The organism is Pseudomonas sp. S3_B08, assembly GCF_054667725.1.
Genome location: NZ_CP162750.1, coordinates 1,070,952 through 1,089,057 on the forward strand (window position 1 = coordinate 1,070,952; position 18,106 = coordinate 1,089,057).

15 protein-coding genes are annotated in these 18,106 nt (G+C 62.1%); 1 reads left to right on the forward strand and 14 read right to left on the reverse strand.

The features are described from left to right. Position 1: 1 nt before the first annotated feature. The 14 genes from AB4N73_RS04925 to AB4N73_RS04990 form a co-directional block, all read right to left on the reverse strand. The gene (locus AB4N73_RS04925) at positions 2 to 691 is read right to left on the reverse strand and encodes a GNAT family N-acetyltransferase (RefSeq protein WP_041478590.1); all 690 of its coding nucleotides are present in this window, start codon (positions 689 to 691) and stop codon (positions 2 to 4) included. Between the two features lie 68 nt (positions 692 to 759). Beyond that, positions 760 to 2,679, reverse strand: coding sequence for a hypothetical protein (locus AB4N73_RS04930; RefSeq protein WP_460142996.1), 1,920 nt, complete (start codon positions 2,677 to 2,679; stop codon positions 760 to 762). Next, a complete protein-coding gene (locus AB4N73_RS04935; RefSeq protein ID WP_130899478.1) occupies positions 2,676 to 3,980 on the reverse strand; it encodes an oligosaccharide flippase family protein in 1,305 nt (434 codons plus the stop codon). The genes AB4N73_RS04930 and AB4N73_RS04935 overlap by 4 nt, the downstream gene beginning before the upstream one ends. Continuing rightward, positions 3,977 to 4,978, reverse strand: a complete 1,002-nt coding sequence (locus tag AB4N73_RS04940) for a polysaccharide deacetylase family protein (protein WP_041478593.1) — start codon at positions 4,976 to 4,978, stop codon at positions 3,977 to 3,979. The genes AB4N73_RS04935 and AB4N73_RS04940 overlap by 4 nt, the downstream gene beginning before the upstream one ends. 13 nt (positions 4,979 to 4,991) lie before the next feature. Then, on the reverse strand, positions 4,992 to 6,128 hold the full coding sequence (locus tag AB4N73_RS04945; RefSeq protein WP_150635726.1) for a glycosyltransferase family 2 protein: 1,137 nt from the start codon (positions 6,126 to 6,128) through the stop codon (positions 4,992 to 4,994). After that, positions 6,121 to 7,089 carry a glycosyltransferase family 2 protein gene (locus tag AB4N73_RS04950; protein ID WP_095179532.1) on the reverse strand — a complete coding sequence of 323 codons (969 nt, stop codon included), beginning with the start codon at positions 7,087 to 7,089 and terminating at the stop codon, positions 6,121 to 6,123. The genes AB4N73_RS04945 and AB4N73_RS04950 overlap by 8 nt, the downstream gene beginning before the upstream one ends. After that, the gene (locus AB4N73_RS04955) at positions 7,086 to 8,456 is read right to left on the reverse strand and encodes an O-antigen ligase family protein (protein ID WP_457263609.1); all 1,371 of its coding nucleotides are present in this window, start codon (positions 8,454 to 8,456) and stop codon (positions 7,086 to 7,088) included. Before AB4N73_RS04955 ends, AB4N73_RS04950 begins: the two co-directional genes overlap by 4 nt. Continuing rightward, entirely contained in the window at positions 8,453 to 9,544 is a 1,092-nt protein-coding gene (locus tag AB4N73_RS04960) for a glycosyltransferase family 4 protein (RefSeq protein WP_252883537.1), read from the reverse strand. The genes AB4N73_RS04955 and AB4N73_RS04960 overlap by 4 nt, the downstream gene beginning before the upstream one ends. Further along, positions 9,541 to 11,133, reverse strand: coding sequence for a GumC family protein (locus tag AB4N73_RS04965; RefSeq protein WP_041478598.1), 1,593 nt, complete (start codon positions 11,131 to 11,133; stop codon positions 9,541 to 9,543). Before AB4N73_RS04965 ends, AB4N73_RS04960 begins: the two co-directional genes overlap by 4 nt. A 16-nt stretch (positions 11,134 to 11,149) precedes the next feature. Then, on the reverse strand, positions 11,150 to 12,172 hold the full coding sequence (locus tag AB4N73_RS04970; protein ID WP_095179536.1) for a polysaccharide biosynthesis/export family protein: 1,023 nt from the start codon (positions 12,170 to 12,172) through the stop codon (positions 11,150 to 11,152). 21 nt (positions 12,173 to 12,193) lie between these two features. After that, positions 12,194 to 12,841 carry a CpsD/CapB family tyrosine-protein kinase gene (locus tag AB4N73_RS04975; protein WP_024012451.1) on the reverse strand — a complete coding sequence of 216 codons (648 nt, stop codon included), beginning with the start codon at positions 12,839 to 12,841 and terminating at the stop codon, positions 12,194 to 12,196. After that, positions 12,841 to 13,587, reverse strand: coding sequence for a sugar transferase (locus tag AB4N73_RS04980; RefSeq protein ID WP_110646483.1), 747 nt, complete (start codon positions 13,585 to 13,587; stop codon positions 12,841 to 12,843). The genes AB4N73_RS04975 and AB4N73_RS04980 overlap by 1 nt, the downstream gene beginning before the upstream one ends. A 14-nt stretch (positions 13,588 to 13,601) precedes the next feature. Then, positions 13,602 to 14,636 carry an NAD-dependent epimerase gene (locus AB4N73_RS04985; RefSeq protein WP_041478601.1) on the reverse strand — a complete coding sequence of 345 codons (1,035 nt, stop codon included), beginning with the start codon at positions 14,634 to 14,636 and terminating at the stop codon, positions 13,602 to 13,604. Continuing rightward, positions 14,633 to 15,985, reverse strand: coding sequence for a UDP-glucose dehydrogenase family protein (locus AB4N73_RS04990; RefSeq protein WP_056784540.1), 1,353 nt, complete (start codon positions 15,983 to 15,985; stop codon positions 14,633 to 14,635). Before AB4N73_RS04990 ends, AB4N73_RS04985 begins: the two co-directional genes overlap by 4 nt. 389 nt (positions 15,986 to 16,374) lie before the next feature. On the opposite strand from AB4N73_RS04990, the gene AB4N73_RS04995 reads away from it, so the two are divergent. Further along, positions 16,375 to 18,072 (forward strand): sulfatase-like hydrolase/transferase, encoded by a 1,698-nt coding sequence (locus AB4N73_RS04995; protein ID WP_460142997.1) that lies wholly within the window; start codon positions 16,375 to 16,377, stop codon positions 18,070 to 18,072. Positions 18,073 to 18,106 lie beyond the last annotated feature (34 nt).

Below are 18,106 nucleotides of genomic sequence, written 5' to 3' on the forward strand. Positions count from 1 at the left end.
TTCAGGCCGCCGTTGCGTTGACAGGTGGACGGGAAGTTTTACCCAGCGCCGCCAGGCGCGAACCGCTGTAGCGGGTTTCGCGATAGAAGCGCCAGCGGCCAAACAGCGTGTAGATATTCATGATCCGCCGTTGTTCGGTATAGCTCATGCGCAGATGCAGCTTGAGCGCCGGTATGTTGTGCGACTCGCAGACATCGACCACTTTGCTGCAGCCCTGGGCGGCCATGGCTTCCCACAGGCGCAATTGCAGGTCCACCGACAGCTCTGTCCCCCAGTAGGCCCGGGCCAGTTCGCCGCCGAACTCGAAGAACTCGCCGGGCTTCACCGGGAATCGGCAGCCGTAGTAGTGCCGATCGAAATAACTGCGCGGCGTGCCCCAGATAAACGCCACGGCATCGCCTTGCTCGTCGACATGCATGTGCCCGGTGTGGCCTTCTTTGGCCAGCTCGGCCATCGTGCCGACACGGTCGCCAAAGTAACGCGCGAAAGCGCTTGCGTTGTCCGCGGTGATCCTGACCACGCGCAGCGGCGGATAGGGTTTGAGCTTGTGCGGCGGCACCGGGCTGACCAGGTCGCGCTCCATCCACAGCAGTTGCTGATGGGAAAAAATGTACAGTTTGCGGATCTTGCCCAAGGTCGCTCGCAGGCCTTTACGACGAATATGTCCGCTGAGTTTTTGCAAAACATCCATGGTCTCTTCTCCTGATGAAGGTGCCATGCGCGGCATCAAGACCGCGCGGCAGAGCATCGAAGGGCGGCTCATGAAGCGCTCCAGCTCAGGGCAAACAGGGTTTGCCCCGGCAGTTCGAAACGCACGCGCCCGTTGTCGCAGGCAAACGGTGCGTCGCGGCTGCGATTGTCGGCGCCGAAGTAACGCAGGGCGCCATGGTTCAGCGGGCACCTGGCGCCGCTCAGATCGACGCGTTGCAGGCGCGTCCCTTTGTTCACTCCGAGCAACGTGCGCTGCTCGTCGCCGGCCATCGCCAGCACATCCACCTCAAAGGCATCGTTGTCCAGTTGCAGCACCTGGTGCAGCCAGTGGCGGGCGATGAATTGCTGGGCCAGGCCGACCGGTTTCAGCTCGAAGCGATCGTCGCCCAACACGCGCAACATGCCTTTGGGGTAATGCGGTTCGTCAGCGGCCTGAAACCAGTTGAGCATGCTCAGCAAACCGTCCTGCGAGGCATTGATCACCACTGAGGCCCACCACAGCGAGGTGTAGTGGGTTTCCTGATCGTAGGGGCTGAGGCTGGAGCCGCTGGACAGGTTGGTCTGATCGAGCAGCAAGGCCTTGCGCGGCTGACCATTGGCGTCGCGGCCGACCAGTTCGGCGGCACGGCGCACGCTGTCGCGGTAGACGCGGGTGGCGAGTAGATCGCGAATCATCCATTCATGCCAGGCCAGTGCATCGACCTGATCGGCTGACTCGCTGAGCAGGCGCCGTGCCCAATCGATTCCGCGCTTGTCCGCTGCGTTATCGGCGAACGGGCCGTTGACCAGTCGCGAACTGGCCGGCATGGCGATGCGCACACCGGCGCGGGCATTCGCCGGGTCGCTGCGCACCTGACGGGCCATGCTGGTGAAAATCGCCTGATATTGCCCGTAGCTGGAATAGTTGAGATTGGGTTCGTCGGCAAAGCCGATGTAATGCGTGCCATTGCCGCCCAGCGCGCGGGTGCTCGCCAGCCAGGCGTCGAGGCCGCTGTTGCTCTGCACGTCGGCGCGCAGATCGGCCTGGCGCTGACTGCCGGCCAGCAGGGTGATGTCGTTGCGAATGCCGAAGCGCTGCTGATAGACCCGGCGGAATGCGTCTTCGAATTGCGGATTCTGCGCCGTGACGTCGACGAAACTGTAATAGCTCGCCGCCGTCGGCTTCAGCGCATCGAGCAGCGCGTGGCTGGCTGCGGGCGGCATCACATAGGGCAGGGCGATACCGAGATCCGGCGTGCGCCCGAGGACTTTGTCATGCAGCACCAGCCGGACATCTCCGACCTCTTCGCGCAGCGGTTGCAGTTGCTGCGGATTCTGCGCAAACAGATTAGCCGTGCCATCAAGCCAGAACGCCGCTTTGCCGCTGCCCTGCAGTTGCAGGCGCCAGACCTGCTCGCGGGGGCTGACTGGCAACGCGACCTGATCGAACTGCCAATAGGCGCGATAGGGCTTTAGTGCGAGAGTCAGCGCCTGGTGGTCGCCGATCCGCTGCGCCTGTAGCGCGGTGACGCCGCCGTGAAACTTGCCGGCGAGCACTGCATGCTCACCGGCCGCGACTTTGAAATACAGCACGTCGCCATTTTTGCTTTCGGCACTGAAGTGCACTTTGGCCGGGGCAAACAGGGCAACGGTGCGTTCATCGTGTTCGATGCGGTAGTGGCGGAAGCTGTAGCCGGGAATTTCCAGTCGATAACTCGCCGCGCCGGGCAGCAGCGGCCAGGTCTGGCTGCCACGGGTTTCGCTGGCCTTGATCAAGCGTTCGCCGAGCAATTTGCCGCGACCGTCGAGCAGGTACAGTTGCTCTTCGTTGGCATCCGCTTGCCACGCCGGGGTCCAGCGCACGGTCACGCTGTCAGGCTGATCGGTTTGCAGAAACAGACTGCCGTCACGAATTTCGCCCCAGCGCATCGACGCCGCCAAAGCGTCCAGCGACAGGCCGAGACCGAACAGCAGGTACCAGCCTTTCATGCGGGCTTCCTCTGCAGCATCGACCACATCGGCAGCACGTCGCGGGGCAGGATGATCAGGGTTTGCCAGAACGGCACAGCGCTCAAACGGCAATACAGCACGAGCATGGCCACGGTCACCGCCAGATAGGCGATCGATGATGCGGCGGCGGCGCCGACGATGCCGTAGGCCGGAATCAGCACCAGGTTCAGCGCCAGATTGAGCAGCGCGCCCAGGCCCATCAACAACGACACCGAGCCGGGGCGATTCTTGCCCAGCAAGTCCAGGCGCAGAATGCTCGCGTAGCACAGACCCAACAGCCCCGGCAGCAACGCCAGCAGCGCCGGGTACGCCGGTTGGTAGGCAGCGCCAAACAGGGTGACGATCAACCACTCGCCGATCACGGCCATGCTCAAACAGGCGCCGAGCATCACCGTCGCGGTCAGGCGCAGCGCCAGCGGAGTGACCTTGTCCATGCCTTCATCCTGTTGCAGCAGGCGTTTCATCAGGGGCGTAGTCACCGCTTCGGGGACGATCAACAGCAATTCGGCAGCAGCGCTGGCCATGGCGTAATGGCCCAGCGCGGTGCTACCGAGCAGGGCGCCGATAAACAGGTAATCGGAGCGCAAAATCACTTGCTGGAACAGCAGATCGGGATGGCTGCGCGCGCTGTAGCGCAGCAGCTCCTTCTGGCTGGCGCGATCCCATTGCAGCTGCAATGGCTGCGCCCGCTTCAGCCAGACCCAACCGGCGAGCACCACCAGACTGATACCGGCCAGCCAACTGATCAGCGCTGCCTCCAACGCCGCGCTCTGCCACATCCAGAACAGTGCGACGAACAGCAACAGCGGCGCCAGCGATTCGATCAGGCGCAAGACGTTGAATGCGACCACGCCACCCGAGGCGTTGTGCAGGGTCAGCAGGCCGCTTTTCAACACGGTCAACGGCACCGCCAGCAGCAACAGCCAGGCGAGCAGGCCCAGTTGCGTGGTCACGTCCAGTTGCGTGCCGAATTCGCGCACCAGCGCCACCACCAGCAAAGTCAGCAAACCGGCCAGCAAACAACCGAACACCAGCACCTGGCTGAGCAGCAAACCCATCGGCCGCTGCTTGGCCGCCTGATAACCGACCGCCGAATTCAAACCGCCGCTGGTGGCCGCGCTGATCAGGTCAGGCAGGGTGCTGAGCAGGGCGAACAGGCCGCGTTCGCTGGGGCCGAGAATCCGCGCGAGCAGGACGTTGCGCAGCAAACGCAAGGCGATCATCGCCAGCTTGGTGCCCATGCTCAACGCGAGGTGCTTGAGGTAGTTGCCTCGGCTCATGGCCGCGCTCCCCGGTAGATCCGCCACGACAGCAATTGCGGATGGCGCGCGGTGCGCTGGCTGACGCCGAAACGCGGCAGGTTCAGCGGATCGCCGTCGCCGCGATAGATCCCGGTGCCGGTGCCCAGCGCAAACGGGTAATCGTGGTCCGCGACCTGCTGGCGAACGCGATCATCGTTGTCGCCGTTGGGGTAGCAATAGACCGGTAGAGGTCGGTTGCAGCCGTTGTTCAATGCGTCGCGGCTGCGGCGGATTTCTTCGCTCAGGCGCGCATCATCGAGACCGGTGAGGATTGCGTGGCTGGCGCCGTGCGGGCCGAACCGCACCAGACCGGAGGCTTCCATTGCCCGCACCTGATGCCAGTCCAGTGCCTGTGGCAGCGAGTCCTTCGGGCATTCGTCGGTGAGTTCTTCCAGCTCCTGCGGGGCCAGGCTTTTCAGCCCTTGCAGGTAATGCAGCAGCGCCAGGCTGCGGCGCTCGACATCGATGTCATCAAGCAGCACCGGCAGCGGATGTTTGCGCGCATGCAGGCATTCGATCAGGTGCATGCGTGCTTTATCGCCATGGCTGCCCCATAGGGTTTCGCCAAGGCTTTCCCACCAGAAACGCTGGCGGCTGCCGATGAAATCGGTGGAGAGAAAAATGCTCGCCGGCACCTGGTGTTTCTGCAGCAACGGGAAGGCGTTGACGGCGTTGTCACGCCAGCCATCGTCAAAGGTCAGCGCCACCCGTGGGCGCTCGCTGCGCAGGGCGTTGGGCTGGAGAATTTCCATCAGCGGCACGCAGTCGAAATGCTTGCGCAGCCACACCAGCAAATGCTCGAACGCTTTCGGTCCGACGCACAGTTCATTGCGGTGCGGCAGGTCGGCGGCGCGGTCATTCGACAGCACGCGGTGCAGCATCAGAATCACCCCCGCGCCCTGCAACTGCTGACGGCCCACCGGCGAGTTGAGATAGAGCCAGCCACTGGTGCTTTTTATCAGTTGTTTGATCGCCATGGCTTCGGTCCTCTTAACGGTTCTGTTCCGGATTCCACTGGGCATACCGCTGACCGCGCAGGAACTGCCACAGGCCGAGACTCATCCCGGCGAGGGTGACCAGCAGAAACGCGGCGAGGCGGAACGGTTTCGGCAAGCGGTGTTGCGCATCCAGCAGCCCGGCAATTGCCACGCTGTAGCCGAACAGTTGCGCGATCAGGCTCAGGCGATAGAAAGCGTGCTCGTCCCACAGCCAGCAATTGCTCAGCAGCAATGGCAGCAGGAGTACCGGCGCCAGGCGGCGGATCAATTTGTGGCTGATCAACGCCAGGGAATACAGGCCATGCTTGAGCGGGTTGAGCAGCTCGCGGCGCTGGGCCAGGCTTTGCAGGCCGCCGACGGTGACGCGCTGACGGCGGCGAAACTGTTTGTCCGCCTCGTCGACGCCATGGTCGATCACTTGCGCTTCGGGAACGTAGACGATGCGCTTGCCGGCTACCGGCGCGCAGGTGCTGATAAAGAAGTCGTCGTTGACCTCGGCCGGTACGTTCTGGAACAGCTCGCGGCGCAGGGCGAGCAGGGCGCCGTCGGCCGAGACCATGCAACCGGTGCGGTTCTCGACCCGGCGCAACCACCCTTCGTAATGCCGATAGAGGCTGTCGCCGACACTCAGACCGCCACCGGTGACCGGGATCACCATGTGCCCGGCGCAAGCGCCGACCTGTGGATCGCTCAGCGGCGCGAGCAAGTGACCGAGGGTGTCGCGTGACCATTGGTTGTCGGCATCGGTGAACACCAGAATGTCGCCGCTGCTCAGGGCCGCGCCGGCATTCAGCGTGGCGGCTTTGCCCTGACGCGGCAGGTCAAGCACGGTGATGCGCGGATCAATCACTTTGTGCGCGCAGGCCACGGTGTCATCGGTAGAGCCGTCGCTGGCGAGAATGATCTGCAGCGTTGCCGGTTGATAATCCTGGGCCAGCAGCGTGCGCAACTTGTGCTCGATATGCCGCGCCTCGTTGTGCGCGGCGATGACGATGCTGACGTTCAGCGGCGGCGCCGGCGTGTGTCGCCACGCTGGAAACAGCGGCGCGAGGATCGTCAGCAACAGCGGGTAGCCGACGTAGGCGTAGACCGGCAGCAACAGGCACATCCAGAAAATGAACTCAGCCACGGGCAGGCCTCCTTGCGTTCCACTGACACAGACTCAAAATGAACGCCGCGCCGGCCAGGTGCAGGCGCAGCCAGTGCAGGCCCCACAGTTGCAAGAGCAGAATCGGATCGCGGTGCTTGATGCTCTGGCGAACGCTCAGGACCAGACCGGGGATCACGGTCAGGGTGACCATCACCGCCGCGTGATGGGGAAAGCCGTCTAGCAGTGCGGAAATCGCCAGGAAATCGAGGATCCACACCAACAACGACAATATTGGAAAGCGCAGCAGGCGCAGGCTCATGCCATGGGTGCGCAGCAGTTGCAGATGGCTGCCCTGACGCCACATTTCCTTGCCCATCCATTCGCGCCAGTTCATCTCGTAACCCCAGTGCAGCGCGACCTTGTCATTGACCGACAGCAGACGCGCGCCCTGTTCGTGCAGGCGCAGGGTGAATTCCTTGTCTTCGCCAGTGCGCAGGGCCTCGTTGAAACCGCCGACCTTGTCGAACCATTCGCGACGCATCAGCAGGTTGGAACTGGGCAGCCAATCGACACTGTGGCTGACGCGGTGCGACGGCTGCGAAGTGCGCCGCTGCCAGGCCGTGGCGAACCATGGCGCCTCGGCCGGCGTATGCAGATCCAGGCCGAACACATCGGCTTGGCCACTGGCTTGGATGTCGAACAAGGGCTGCAACCAGGTTTCAGGCATTTCCACGTCGGCGTCGATGAAGGCCAGCCATTCCCCGCTGGCGATCGCCGTGCCGCGATTGCGTAGAGCGCCGATCAACAGCCCCGGCAAGCTCAGCACGGTTGCGCCGAACTGCCGGGCAATCTGCGGACCCTGATCGGTCGAGCCGTTGTCGACCACGATTAGCTCGCACTCGACGTTGGCCGCGTGTGCGGCTTTCTGCGCGGCGAGCAGGGTACGGCCAATGTGCCGCGCCTCGTTGTACATCGGGATGACGATGCTGATCCGCTTCATGCCTGCGTCTCCGGGGTCAGTGGCGCCTGCTCGGCCTTGATGCGCAGGACGCTGGTCAGCGCCAGCATGATCCACACGTATTTCTGGTTCGGCGCGCTGAGGAACATCAGGAACAGGGTCAGCGATAGAAAGCTCACCCCCAGGTGGGTCATCATGTCCGCCCGATGTCCATCACCGCGCAGCATCCACGCCGCCCGCGCGCGAATCAGGTTGTACAGACCGAGCCCGAGCATGCCGACGAAGAACAGCCCGGCGGGCACGCCCAGTTCGCTGAAGATTTCCAGATAGGTGTTGTGGGCGCGGCGGTACAGATCGCCGATCTTGCGGTTGGCGGAAAACGCCTTGGCGTAACCGGTGGTCGCGTAATGCAACGGGAAGGTCCCGGGACCGGAGCCGAGCACCGGATGTTCGCGGATCATCTGGCCGCCGACGACGATGTAGGAAGCACGGCGGCCGAGGGATTCGTCCTGCGCCTTGGAGCCGGCGCTGAGGATGCTCAATGACTGGATCCGCGCCATGTAACCGGCCGGCATGGCGTAGATCGCCAGCGGAATCACGATGGCCGCACCGAGCATGACGAAACCCAGATGCCGTGGGCGGATGTGGGTCAGTTGCGCGCGGTAGTGCCAAATGCCGATGAGCAGGCTCAACGCCAATACCACCAGACCTGAGCGCGATTCGGTCTTGGTCATGCCACCGAGCAACAGCAGGCAGCAGGCGCCCCAGAACAAGCGGTGCAGCAGGTTCGGGCTGCGGATCACCAGCAGCAGACCCAGAGGAATGGCGAAGGCGATGAGCATAGCGAAGGCGTTGGGGTCTTCGAGCAGGCCGGCGGCGCGGCCCTGATCCTGAAACTTCGCCGAGAACATCGCCATGGCGCAGGTCGCGGTGACGGCGAGGGTCACCAGCCGGGCGAACAGGTCGAGGTTCAGTTCGCGGCCGATCAACAAGGTAATGACAAACAGCACCAGACCAACGCTGAGTTCGCGCAGATGCCCCAGCGACATGCCCATGTCATCGGTATTGAGCAGGCTGAGAAAATACAGAACCATGAAGCCGATCAGGCAGTGCCACAGGTTGCTGCGCAGGCGTTGCGACGGAATCTGGTGCAGCGCCAGTTGCAGCATCACGATTACCGCCAGGGACGCGCCGAGCAACTTGCTTCCCGACACTGAACTGTCTTTGAAGAACCCTTCGAACGGCACCAGCGCGGCAATGCCGAGCAGGCCCCAGGTCGGCTTGCGGTACAGGACGGTGAAACCGACCAGGCCAATCACAGCCCCCGGCGCCAGATACGGCCAGGGACTGGCCAGCAAACCGAGGCTGACCAGGGCGAACAGACTGACGATCGAGAGCGGGAAAATCATGCGCGTGTCTCCCGTGCCGTGTGGATGTACAGCTGCGACCAGCGTTCGGCCAAAGCCTTGAGGTCGTAGCGTTCCTGTTGGGTGCGTCTGGCGTTTTCACGCAACTGCGCGGCCAGCTTCGGTTCGGCCAGCAAGGTGTCGAGCTGGCGGGCGAGGGCGGCGGTATCCGTCGGCGCCGCGAGCAGGCCGTTGTGACGGTCCTGCAGGACATCGGGAATGCCGCCGACCGCGAACGCCACCACTGGCACCCCGGCCTGCATCGCTTCGAGCAGAATCATCGGCGTGCCCTCGGTGCGCGAGCTGATCACCAGCGCATCGAGTTGTTGCCACCAGCCTTGCATCGCCGTCTGGTAGCCCGGTAGGCGAATCCGCTGCTGCAACCCGGCAGCATCGATGCGCGCCTGCAAGGCCTCGCGTTCCGGTCCGTCACCGAGCATCACCGCGTCCAGTTGCGGATGCTGGTGACACAATGCGATCAGCGCATCGAGGAACAGGTCCGGGCCTTTCTCGCTGCTCAATCGACCGACGTAACCGGCCAGCCAGCGTTGCCGCTCTGCCAGCGACGGCATCGCTGGCGCCGCTGGTAAACCGTTGGGAATCACCTGCAACTTCTCCGTCCGGACGTTGGCCTGACGGTGCAGCACGGCGATACTTTCCGCCACGCAGACCACCCGTTTTACCGACGCCGTGCGGCACAGTTGCAGGCTTAGCCAGGTGTAGAACTTCTGCTTGCGACTGCGCGGCGTGAACCCGTGCTGGGTGATCACTAGCGGCAGGCGCAACAGCGTGGCGCCGACCCAGCCGAACAGCAGTCCTTTGAAGTTGTGGGTGTTGAGCAACGGTTTGTCGCCACGGCGCTGACGCAAGTGCCGCAACAGCTCGCCCGGCCCTGAACAAGCGCGAGCGTCCACCCCAGCCTCGCGAAAGCGCGAGATCAGCTCAGGCGGTGCGTCGAGGAACAGCACCTGGTGCTGCCCCGGCGTGGCCAGGCAATGATCCAGCAACATCCGCTCGGCCCCGTAGAAGCCGCCGCTGCTGAGCAAATGAATGATCGGCAGGGCGACGATTGGGGTGGACACCGCGTTCAATTGCGCACCCAGTGAACCAGGCTCGGCATGGTCCAGTTCTTGTGCGGATTGCCCGGCTGTGACGTTTCTTCGTTGAGTACCAACAAGACCGGCAGACCCAGCTCATGGCTGATTTGCGCCGGATGCTTGAAGCGATGGTCGAAGAACTCACGCACGTAGACGAACGCGATTGCCAGCAGCAGACCGGTGAACAGCCCGAAAGGGATGATCAGCAGCGGTTTCGGGAACGCTGCCTCGGTCGGTTCGAACGGCGGGCTGAGTACCCGGGCGTTGGACAGGTCATCGTTGAGCGAGCGCGTGGTGCTGCTTTCGGCAAAACGCTGGGCATAGGTCGAGAACGCTGCGTGCAGCGCATCGATCTCGGTGTCCATCTGGCGCAGTTTGCTCTGGGTCTGCTGCAGGTCGCGGATGCGGTTCTTGAACTCGGCGATGCGCGCGGTTTTCTGCTCGATCACCTGCTTGACCACGGCCAGGTCGGCGGTGCGTTCCTGGATGCGGTTGCTCACCACTTTGAGAAACTGCTGACGGGTGCGGGCGATCTGCTCGCGGGTCAACAGCATCGGTTCGCTGCCGGGCTGGAACACCGCCAGATCGTTCATGTAACGGCTGACCTGGCTGGTCAGTTGCTCGCCCATCTGTTTGATTTCCCGGTCCTCGAACGCCACGTTGTCGACGGTGGTGGTGAAGGTGTAGGGGAAGGTGTAGTCGTTGAGCTTGCTACTGCTGGCGGCGGCGAGCGCGGTTTTCAGATATTCGAGCCAGCGCTGGCTTTGCAGCAGGCGGTCCTGATACAGGTTCAGCGCCTGTTCTTCAGTGTTGATGGCGTTGAGGCGGAAGGTGATTTCCTCCTTCGGATCCGCTGCGCCGACATTTTCCAGCAGTGCTTGACGATTACCTTCCAGGCCATCGAGACGCACTTGATACTGGTGCTTTTTGGTCTCGTAGAACGACTGCGGCAAGTCGATCGATTGCAGGGCCTGACGGCTGACCAGATAGTTCTGCAGCAGGGCGCTGACAAACGTCGTGCCTTGCTGCGGATCCGGGAAGCTGTAGGTGATCGAGATCACGTTGGAACCGGGCAGGGTTTCGATTTTCAGGCTGTCGACGGCTTGCTGGGTCAGGGCGTCGAGGGTGGTGTCACGCACCGGATCGGTTTCCATGCCGAGCCCGTTGCGCAGCGGGTTGATGACGTACTCGCGCAGCGGTGTCGAGACGTAGCGCTTGAACGGTTCGCCAAGCAACTTGGCGAACACCCCGGGTGGCGGGCTGTATTCACCGTTGTCGCGCAGTTCGCTGATGGTCTGACGGATCAGTGCTGGCGAGCGGAGGATGTTGCTCTCGGTTTCCATGTCCGCCAGCGACGGCGGAATGAACGTGGCGTTGTCCACCGTGAGCGACGTGGTGGCGTCGCCCTGAGAGAGTTTTTTCGACTGCACGATGACCTGCGCGGTGATATCGAAGCTCTGTTTGAGCAGCAACGGCAGGAGCAGGGCGATGACTGCAAAGGTCAGGAAGACGCGCTTCACCAGCTGCTTGTTGGCGAAGAAAATCCTGAAGAACTCATGCAGGTAGTTTTCCTTTGGGTTCATGTCGGTCACCTGTGAGTTAGTTGTCACTGTCTTTGTTGTCGACGCGGTAGCCGAAGCTGAAACCGACGCCCTGGAACAGCACCACATCAGCCAGTTGGCGGGCGAGTTCGCCGGCGCTGGCCAGTTTGGTTTTTGGCACGTAGAGCATGTCGTCCGGTTGCAGGTAGGCGATTTGCGGGGCGTCGCCGGACAGCGCTTTTTCGACGTCGTAGCGCACGGCTTTCACCTGATTGCCGTTGCGCCGCATGATCACCACCGAATCCAGCCGCGCCTTGACGTTGGTACCGCGCGCCAGGGTCAGCGCCTCGAGCACCGACACCGGCCGGCGGATCGGATACGAGCCCGGTTGTGCGACCTCGCCGAGCACGTAGATCTCGTTGCCTGCGGTGGACTTGAGCAGCACGTCCACGGTCATGCGGCCCGGCAGTTGCGCGTACTTTTTGTTGAGGAACGATTCCAGTTGATTGACGGTCATGCCTTGCAGCGGCACGGCGCCGATTTCCGGAAAACTCGCGTAGCCGTCAGTGCCGACGGTGATCTCGCGGCTCATGCCGGTGGCCGGGTGATTGAGGGCGCTTTTCAGGTTCTGCTCGTTGCTCAGCGGGCTGATGATCTGCACGGTGAGCTGGTTGCGGTTGGGCTGGAACAGCTGTTTGCGCTGATACACGCGCTGGATTTCCTGGCGCGCTTCTTCGCTGGTCAGCCCGGCGATTTTCACCGAGGTGTTGGCGCCCGGCAGTTCGATGGTGCCGTCGGGCAGCACCAGTTGATTGCCGTTGAGCTGGCTGGCGGCGGTGAAATTCAGGCCGATCTGGTCGCCCGATTGCACGCGGTAGGCGTCCGAACCGCTGGTGCTGATATGGAAGATCACGTCCAGCACATCCTGCGGGCGCAGGGTCTGCTCGATCTTCGGCATATCGGTCGCCTGGGCGTTGGCCGGGGAGGCGGTGAGAATATTCACCGGCATGTTCTGGGTGTCGGAAGTGCTGGAGCAGCCCGCAAGCGGCAGCAACAGCAGGACAAGCATTCTGGCGTTCATGGCGTCATCCTTTGCGTTCGCTTACAGGTTTTTGTAAAGCCATTTGGGCATGTAGTACTTACGCCGGTTGAACACGCTGCCGACCACTTTCGCCCCGGCCTGAGTCAGGCGTTGCACAGCGGCCTGGGCGACTTCCCAGCGGGTGTCTTCGGCGCGCACGACAAACACCACGCCGTCGACCTGAGTGCTGATGACCAGGGTGTCGGCGGCGGAATACACCGCGTCGCCGTCGATCACCACAAAGCGGTACTGGCTGCCCAACTGGTCGAGCAACGGGCTCAGGCGCTCGGCGGTCAGGTGTTCCAGCGTGCGGATCGGCCGGCCGTTGGGCAGCACATGGAAGGGCAGGCTCGAGACCTGCACCACGCAGTCCTGCAACAGCGGCGGGTTGCCCGGGTTGAACAGCAGGTCGCGCAGGCCGCGCTCCTTGCCGAGGTTCATTTGCTGGGTGAGGTTGTTCGCCGACTGGCTGGCGTCGACCAGCAGCACCTGGCCGCTGCTCATCTGCGCCAGCTGACTGGCCAGTGCCAGCGCGCTGGTAGTGGTGCCGGCGCCGGGGTTGGCGGCGGTCAGGAACAGAATGCGCAGATCGAGATCCAGCACGGTCGAAGTCAGATTCGATTCGCTGGGGCTGGCGATGCTCAGGCTTTTATTGGTTGAACCGTCCATTAGCTTGCTCCGTGGCCGCTGAATACTTTGAAGGGGGTTTTCAACAGAATCTTCAGATCAAGCAGAAGGCTCTGCTCGGCGATGTAGCTGAGGTCCAACTCAACGCGCTGGTCGAAGTCGATGTTGCTGCGTCCGGAGATCTGCCACAGACCGGTCATGCCGGGGTAGATCGCCAGACGCGCGAGGTGATTGTCCTTGTAGCGGTAGGCGTTGAACGAGGTCGGACGAGGGCCGACCAGGCGCATGTCGCCGGTCACTACGTTGATCAGATTGGGCAGCTCGTCGAGGCTGGTGCGCCGCAGAAAACTGCCGATGCCGGTGACGCGCGGGTCCTTGTCGATCTTGAAGTCGATGGCGTCGGCCCCGTGTTTGTTCAGGTGGCGCAGCGACTCTTTGAGTTCTTCGGCGTTGCTGACCATGGTGCGGAACTTGAACATGCCGAACTTGCGCCCGCGATAACCGGTGCGTTTCTGCACGAACAGCACCGGCCCCGGGCTGGTGAACTTGATGGCCAGGGCCAGGCCCAGCAGCACTGGCGAGATCAGCACGAGAATCGTCAGCGCGCCGAGGCAGGCGACCACCCGGTTGGTCCGCGACAGCTGCCATGGGCGGCCACCATCGCGGCCGCTGAGCCAGCCGCGACCCTGACGGTGGATCGCCGCGTCGAGGCGCATGCGATGTTCCGGGTCGACGCGCTTGTCAGGGCGCATTTGTGCAATCGACACACTTCTTTCATGTCCAGTCATGGCGTCCTCCGCATTCAATCAGCCGCAAGCGGCGCACGGGCAGTGGGGTAGTAGTCGCGGAACCAGGCGATGAAGCGGCCCAGTCCTTCATCCAGTTCTATCCGGGGCTGGAATCCGGTGGCCTGGGCCAGATCGCTGGCCTCGGCGCAGGTGTTGAGCACGTCGCCCGGTTGCAGCGGCAGCAGCTCGACAATGGCTTGCCGATCGAGATGTTTTTCCATCAGCGCGAGGTAGGTTTTCAGTGCAACCGGCTGCTGCCCGCCAATGTTGAACAGGCGCCACGGCGCCATGCTGCTGGCCGGGTCGGGCTGCTCGCGATCCCACTGCGGATTGGCTTGCGGTGGCTGATCGATGAGGCGTGCGATGCTTTCGATGATGTCGTCGATGTAGGTGAAGTCGCGCTGGTGCTCGCCGTAATTGAACAGCTTCAGCGGCTCGCCTTCGCTGATCGCCCGGGCGAACTGGATCGGCGACATGTCCGGCCGTCCCCAAGGCCCGTACACGGTGAAAAAGCGCAGGCCGGTGCAGGGAATGCCGAACAGATGGCTGTAGCTGTGCGCCATCAGTTCATTGGCTTTTTTGGTCGCGGCGTACAGCGACAGCGGATGGTTGACGCCATCCTTGACCGAGTAAGGCGTGTGTTGATTGGCGCCGTACACCGAACTCGACGAGGCGTAGATCAGGTGCTCGACCGGGTGGTGGCGGCAGCTCTCGAGAATGTTCAGGAAACCGTTGAGGTTGCTGTCCAGATACGCCCGTGGATTGTCCAGCGAATAACGCACCCCGGCCTGCGCGGCCAGATGGATCACCACTTGTGGCTGCTCGCGGGCAAACAACGCGTCGATCGCTGAAGCGTGGGCCAGATCCACCGTGGCCAGCGGAAAATCGCCGACCTGCTCGCGCACCCACTGCACGCGGTCGTGCTTGAGCTGCGGGTCGTAGTAGTGATTGAAATTGTCCAGGCCGACCACCGAATGCCCGTCGCGCAGCAAGCGCAGGACGCAATGGGCACCAATGAAACCGGCGGCACCGGTCACCAGAATTTTCATGGCCGCAGCCCTTCGGGGGCGATGTGGCGCAGGCCGATGCCGCTGTAATGCAGGCCGGCGGCGGCTACTTGTTCCGGGTTGTAGAGATTGCGCCCATCGATGATTACCTTCGAACGCAGCTTCTCGGCGAGCAGTTCGAAATCGACCACGCGGAAGTTTTTCCACTCGGTGCAGATCACCAGCGCGTCGGCGTCTTCAAGGGTGTCGTCGCGGGTCGCGCACAAGTGCAGGTCGTTGCGGTAGCCGTAGATGCGCCGGCACTCGGACATGGCTTCCGGATCATAAGCCTGCACGCTGGCGCCTTCGGCCCACAACGCGTCCATCAGGTAACGGCTGGGGGCTTCGCGCATGTCGTCGGTGTTCGGTTTGAACGCCAGGCCCCAGACGGCGATGGATTTGCCGGCCAGGCCTTGCGGAAACTGCGCGCGCAATTTGCTGAACAGGATGTGCCGTTGGCTGTCATTGACGTCGGTGACGCTGCGCAGCAGTTTCAGCGGCATGCCGTTGTGTTCGGCGGTGTGCAGCAAGGCCCGCAGATCCTTGGGAAAGCACGAGCCACCGAAGCCGCAGCCCGGATAGATGAAGTGATAGCCGATGCGCGGGTCGGAGCCGATGCCTTTGCGCACCGCTTCGATGTCGGCGCCGAGCAGCTCGGTGAGATTGGCCAGTTCGTTCATGAAACTGATGCGGGTGGCGAGCATCGCGTTGGCCGCGTATTTGGTCAGCTCGGCGCTGCGGTTGTCCATGAACATCAGTTTTTCGTGGTTGCGGCAGAACGGCGCGTACAGCTCGCTCATCTGCTCGCGGGCAGCGTCGTCGCGGGTGCCGATGATGATCCGGTCCGGGCGCATGCAGTCGGCGAGGGCGCTGCCTTCCTTGAGAAATTCCGGGTTGGATACCACGCGCACCTGCAGCTCGGTTTTGCCGCGCTGCAGCAATTCGCTGGTGGCCGTGGCCAGAACCTGATCGGCAGTCCCGACCGGCACTGTGGATTTGATGATCAGCGTGCGATCGGCCTCCATCAGGCCGGCGATCTGCCGGGCGACGTTGAGTACATGGCTGAGGTCGGCTGAGCCGTCTTCGTCCGCCGGGGTGCCGACGGCGATGAAAATCAGCTCGGCGTGAGTCACCGCATCACTGGCCTGGGTGCTGAACAACAAGCGCCCGGCCTTGATGTTTTCTTCAAGTGTTGCGGACAGGCCTGGCTCACTGATAGGCGGTACCGCTTGTTGCAGTTGTTTGATCTTGTTCGGATCAATATCAATGCATAAAACCCGATGGCCGACATCGGCAAGTGCAGCGGCTTGTATAAGTCCGACATAGCCAGTGCCAAATACGCTCACGTCCATCTGCGCACCTCAATAAAACCAGAAAAGTTAACTACGGAATGAGATTGTTAAAGGGGTATAGCGCAGGGTTTGAAAAGCGTGTCAGCAAAATGACATGTTGCACGGGTATAACACTTGAGGCGTTTTTGGCGATTGGCCATCAAGTCATTGCTGCGATTGAATTTGTTCTTTCTTTGCAGATTTGTTCAGATTCAATTTAACCGACAGACGGTCTAAGTCCCCGAAATTAAAGGCTTTCATCCCCGCCGGTGTGTCAGATTTGAGTCACCGTTTTTTTGACGCTTTACCCGGCTATCAGTCATTTCTTGCGCTTTGATGGCCGGGTGCTAGTGTCAGGTTCTGACCGACAAAGCTTTGACAACCTCCCATTTCGGACGGCCGGTATCGCCATGTTCAAATACGCCAAGGAACTGCTTTTAGTTGCCTACTTATTGCTCTTTTCCGACTACTATCTGGACCGGTTAAATGCTATCGGGTGGGGTTTTAATGTACTTGTTTTTGGCGCGATGTTTTTGGCGCTTACTTTCGCGTTATATCTAACTGCCTATATACGTCAGGCTCTTGTTCGACATGCGTTCGCATTAACGCTGTTTGTGGCGGCGGTTTTTTTCGATGTCTATACCCGGGTCACGGCGGATTACCTGAGGTACAGCGATTTTGTCTCGCTGGTGTACTCCGGCGGCTTCATTCAGGAAGCGGCCTATCAGTACCGCGACGCGATCCTGCGCGCGCTGCTCAGTGGCTTGCTGCTGTTGTTCGGCATCGGGCTCAAGCCGCGTCATGCGCTGTACATACCCAATACGTTGCGAGTAGCGGCTCCGGTCATCGGCGTGTTGATGCTCAGCGCTTTGCTGTTTTTACGTGCGGGTGAGGGCGCGCGTGGTCTGCCGATCATGTACACGCCGCTGGCCTACCTCAACCTGTTTGCCTACGAAGCGTTGCATGACACCGTCGGCCCGCGTGAATCGGTGACGCTCGCGCGCGCCGCGCCTGCCATCAGCCACGATATCGTGCTGATCATCGACGAAAGCATTTCCGGCAATTACCTTGACATCAACGCGCCGTTCGGCGTGCACAGCAACCTCAAGCAAGCGCCGGCCGGGGTCGATGTCTTCAATTTCGGTTATGCCGCGTCCATTGCCAACTGCAGCGCCGACACCAACGTCACCTTGCGCTACGGCGGCACCCGCGCCGATTACAGGCGCATCAACAGCACGTTGCCGTCGATCTGGCAGTACGCGAAGAAGGCCGGGCTCGGCACGGTCTACATCGACGCCCAACGCACGGCCGGCAATTTGCAGAACCTGATGACCGCCGCCGAGAAAAACGACATCGACAGTTTCGTGCAATTCGACCAGACCAGCGTGCGCGACCGCGATATGGCGGCAGCGGCGAAGCTGATCGAATTGCTCAATGACGATCGCCCCGAGCTGATCGTGATCAACAAGGTCGGCGCGCATTTTCCGGTGCATGACAAATACCCGGACGCGTTCATGGCCTACCGGCCGACGCTGCCGCGCGGGCAGTTCACCGAAGTCGCCGACACTGGCGAACGCCCCGGTTTCAATGGCCAGCCGGATGACTGGGTGCTGTATCGCAACGCCTACAAGAACACGCTGTTGTGGAACGTCGGCGAGTTCTTCGCCCGGGTGTTTGCCCAGGCCAATCTGGACAATGCGCTGCTGATCTACACCTCCGATCATGGCCAGGATCTGCATGAGCGCGGCAACCCGGGCTTGAATACCCACTGCGGCGGCGACCCGGTGGAAGAGGAGGGGCTGGTGCCGCTGGTGGTGATTCAGGGCCGTGGATTGCAGACGCCGGACTGGGCAGCGAATCTGCCGGCAAACAAGGACCGCTCCAGCCACTACAACATCTTCCCGACGCTGTTGCAGGTGATGGGTTATGACCTTGCGGGGATTGAAGCGGTATATGGCAAACCGCTGAGCGTGCCGACGGCGGATGAGTTCACTTTCAACTACCGCTTCAATGCGCGCTTGGGGGCCAAGCCTGAGTGGAAGCATATCGATCTGGGCAGCATCGTCACCCCGGAACGAGCGCCGGCGAGTGTGGCTTCGGGGCAGTGAGTTTTTGATTGCTCGGGCGGGCCTCTTCGCTGGC

Bases quoted from the DNA above. Each gene is read 5' to 3' on its own strand.
- AB4N73_RS04980 (WP_110646483.1), bottom strand. From the start codon at position 13,587: ATGACTGGACATGAAAGAAGTGTGTCGATTGCACAAATGCGCCCTGAC.
- AB4N73_RS04930 (WP_460142996.1), bottom strand. From the start codon at position 2,679: ATGAAAGGCTGGTACCTGCTGTTCGGTCTCGGCCTGTCGCTGGACGCT.
- AB4N73_RS04940 (WP_041478593.1), bottom strand. From the start codon at position 4,978: ATGGCGATCAAACAACTGATAAAAAGCACCAGTGGCTGGCTCTATCTC.
- AB4N73_RS04970 (WP_095179536.1), bottom strand. From the start codon at position 12,172: ATGAACGCCAGAATGCTTGTCCTGCTGTTGCTGCCGCTTGCGGGCTGC.
- AB4N73_RS04975 (WP_024012451.1), bottom strand. From the start codon at position 12,841: ATGGACGGTTCAACCAATAAAAGCCTGAGCATCGCCAGCCCCAGCGAA.
- AB4N73_RS04995 (WP_460142997.1), top strand. From the start codon at position 16,375: ATGTTCAAATACGCCAAGGAACTGCTTTTAGTTGCCTACTTATTGCTC.
- AB4N73_RS04935 (WP_130899478.1), bottom strand. From the start codon at position 3,980: ATGAGCCGAGGCAACTACCTCAAGCACCTCGCGTTGAGCATGGGCACC.
- AB4N73_RS04965 (WP_041478598.1), bottom strand. From the start codon at position 11,133: ATGAACCCAAAGGAAAACTACCTGCATGAGTTCTTCAGGATTTTCTTC.
- AB4N73_RS04985 (WP_041478601.1), bottom strand. From the start codon at position 14,636: ATGAAAATTCTGGTGACCGGTGCCGCCGGTTTCATTGGTGCCCATTGC.
- AB4N73_RS04950 (WP_095179532.1), bottom strand. From the start codon at position 7,089: ATGAAGCGGATCAGCATCGTCATCCCGATGTACAACGAGGCGCGGCAC.
- AB4N73_RS04990 (WP_056784540.1), bottom strand. From the start codon at position 15,985: ATGGACGTGAGCGTATTTGGCACTGGCTATGTCGGACTTATACAAGCC.
- AB4N73_RS04925 (WP_041478590.1), bottom strand. From the start codon at position 691: ATGGATGTTTTGCAAAAACTCAGCGGACATATTCGTCGTAAAGGCCTG.
- AB4N73_RS04955 (WP_457263609.1), bottom strand. From the start codon at position 8,456: ATGATTTTCCCGCTCTCGATCGTCAGTCTGTTCGCCCTGGTCAGCCTC.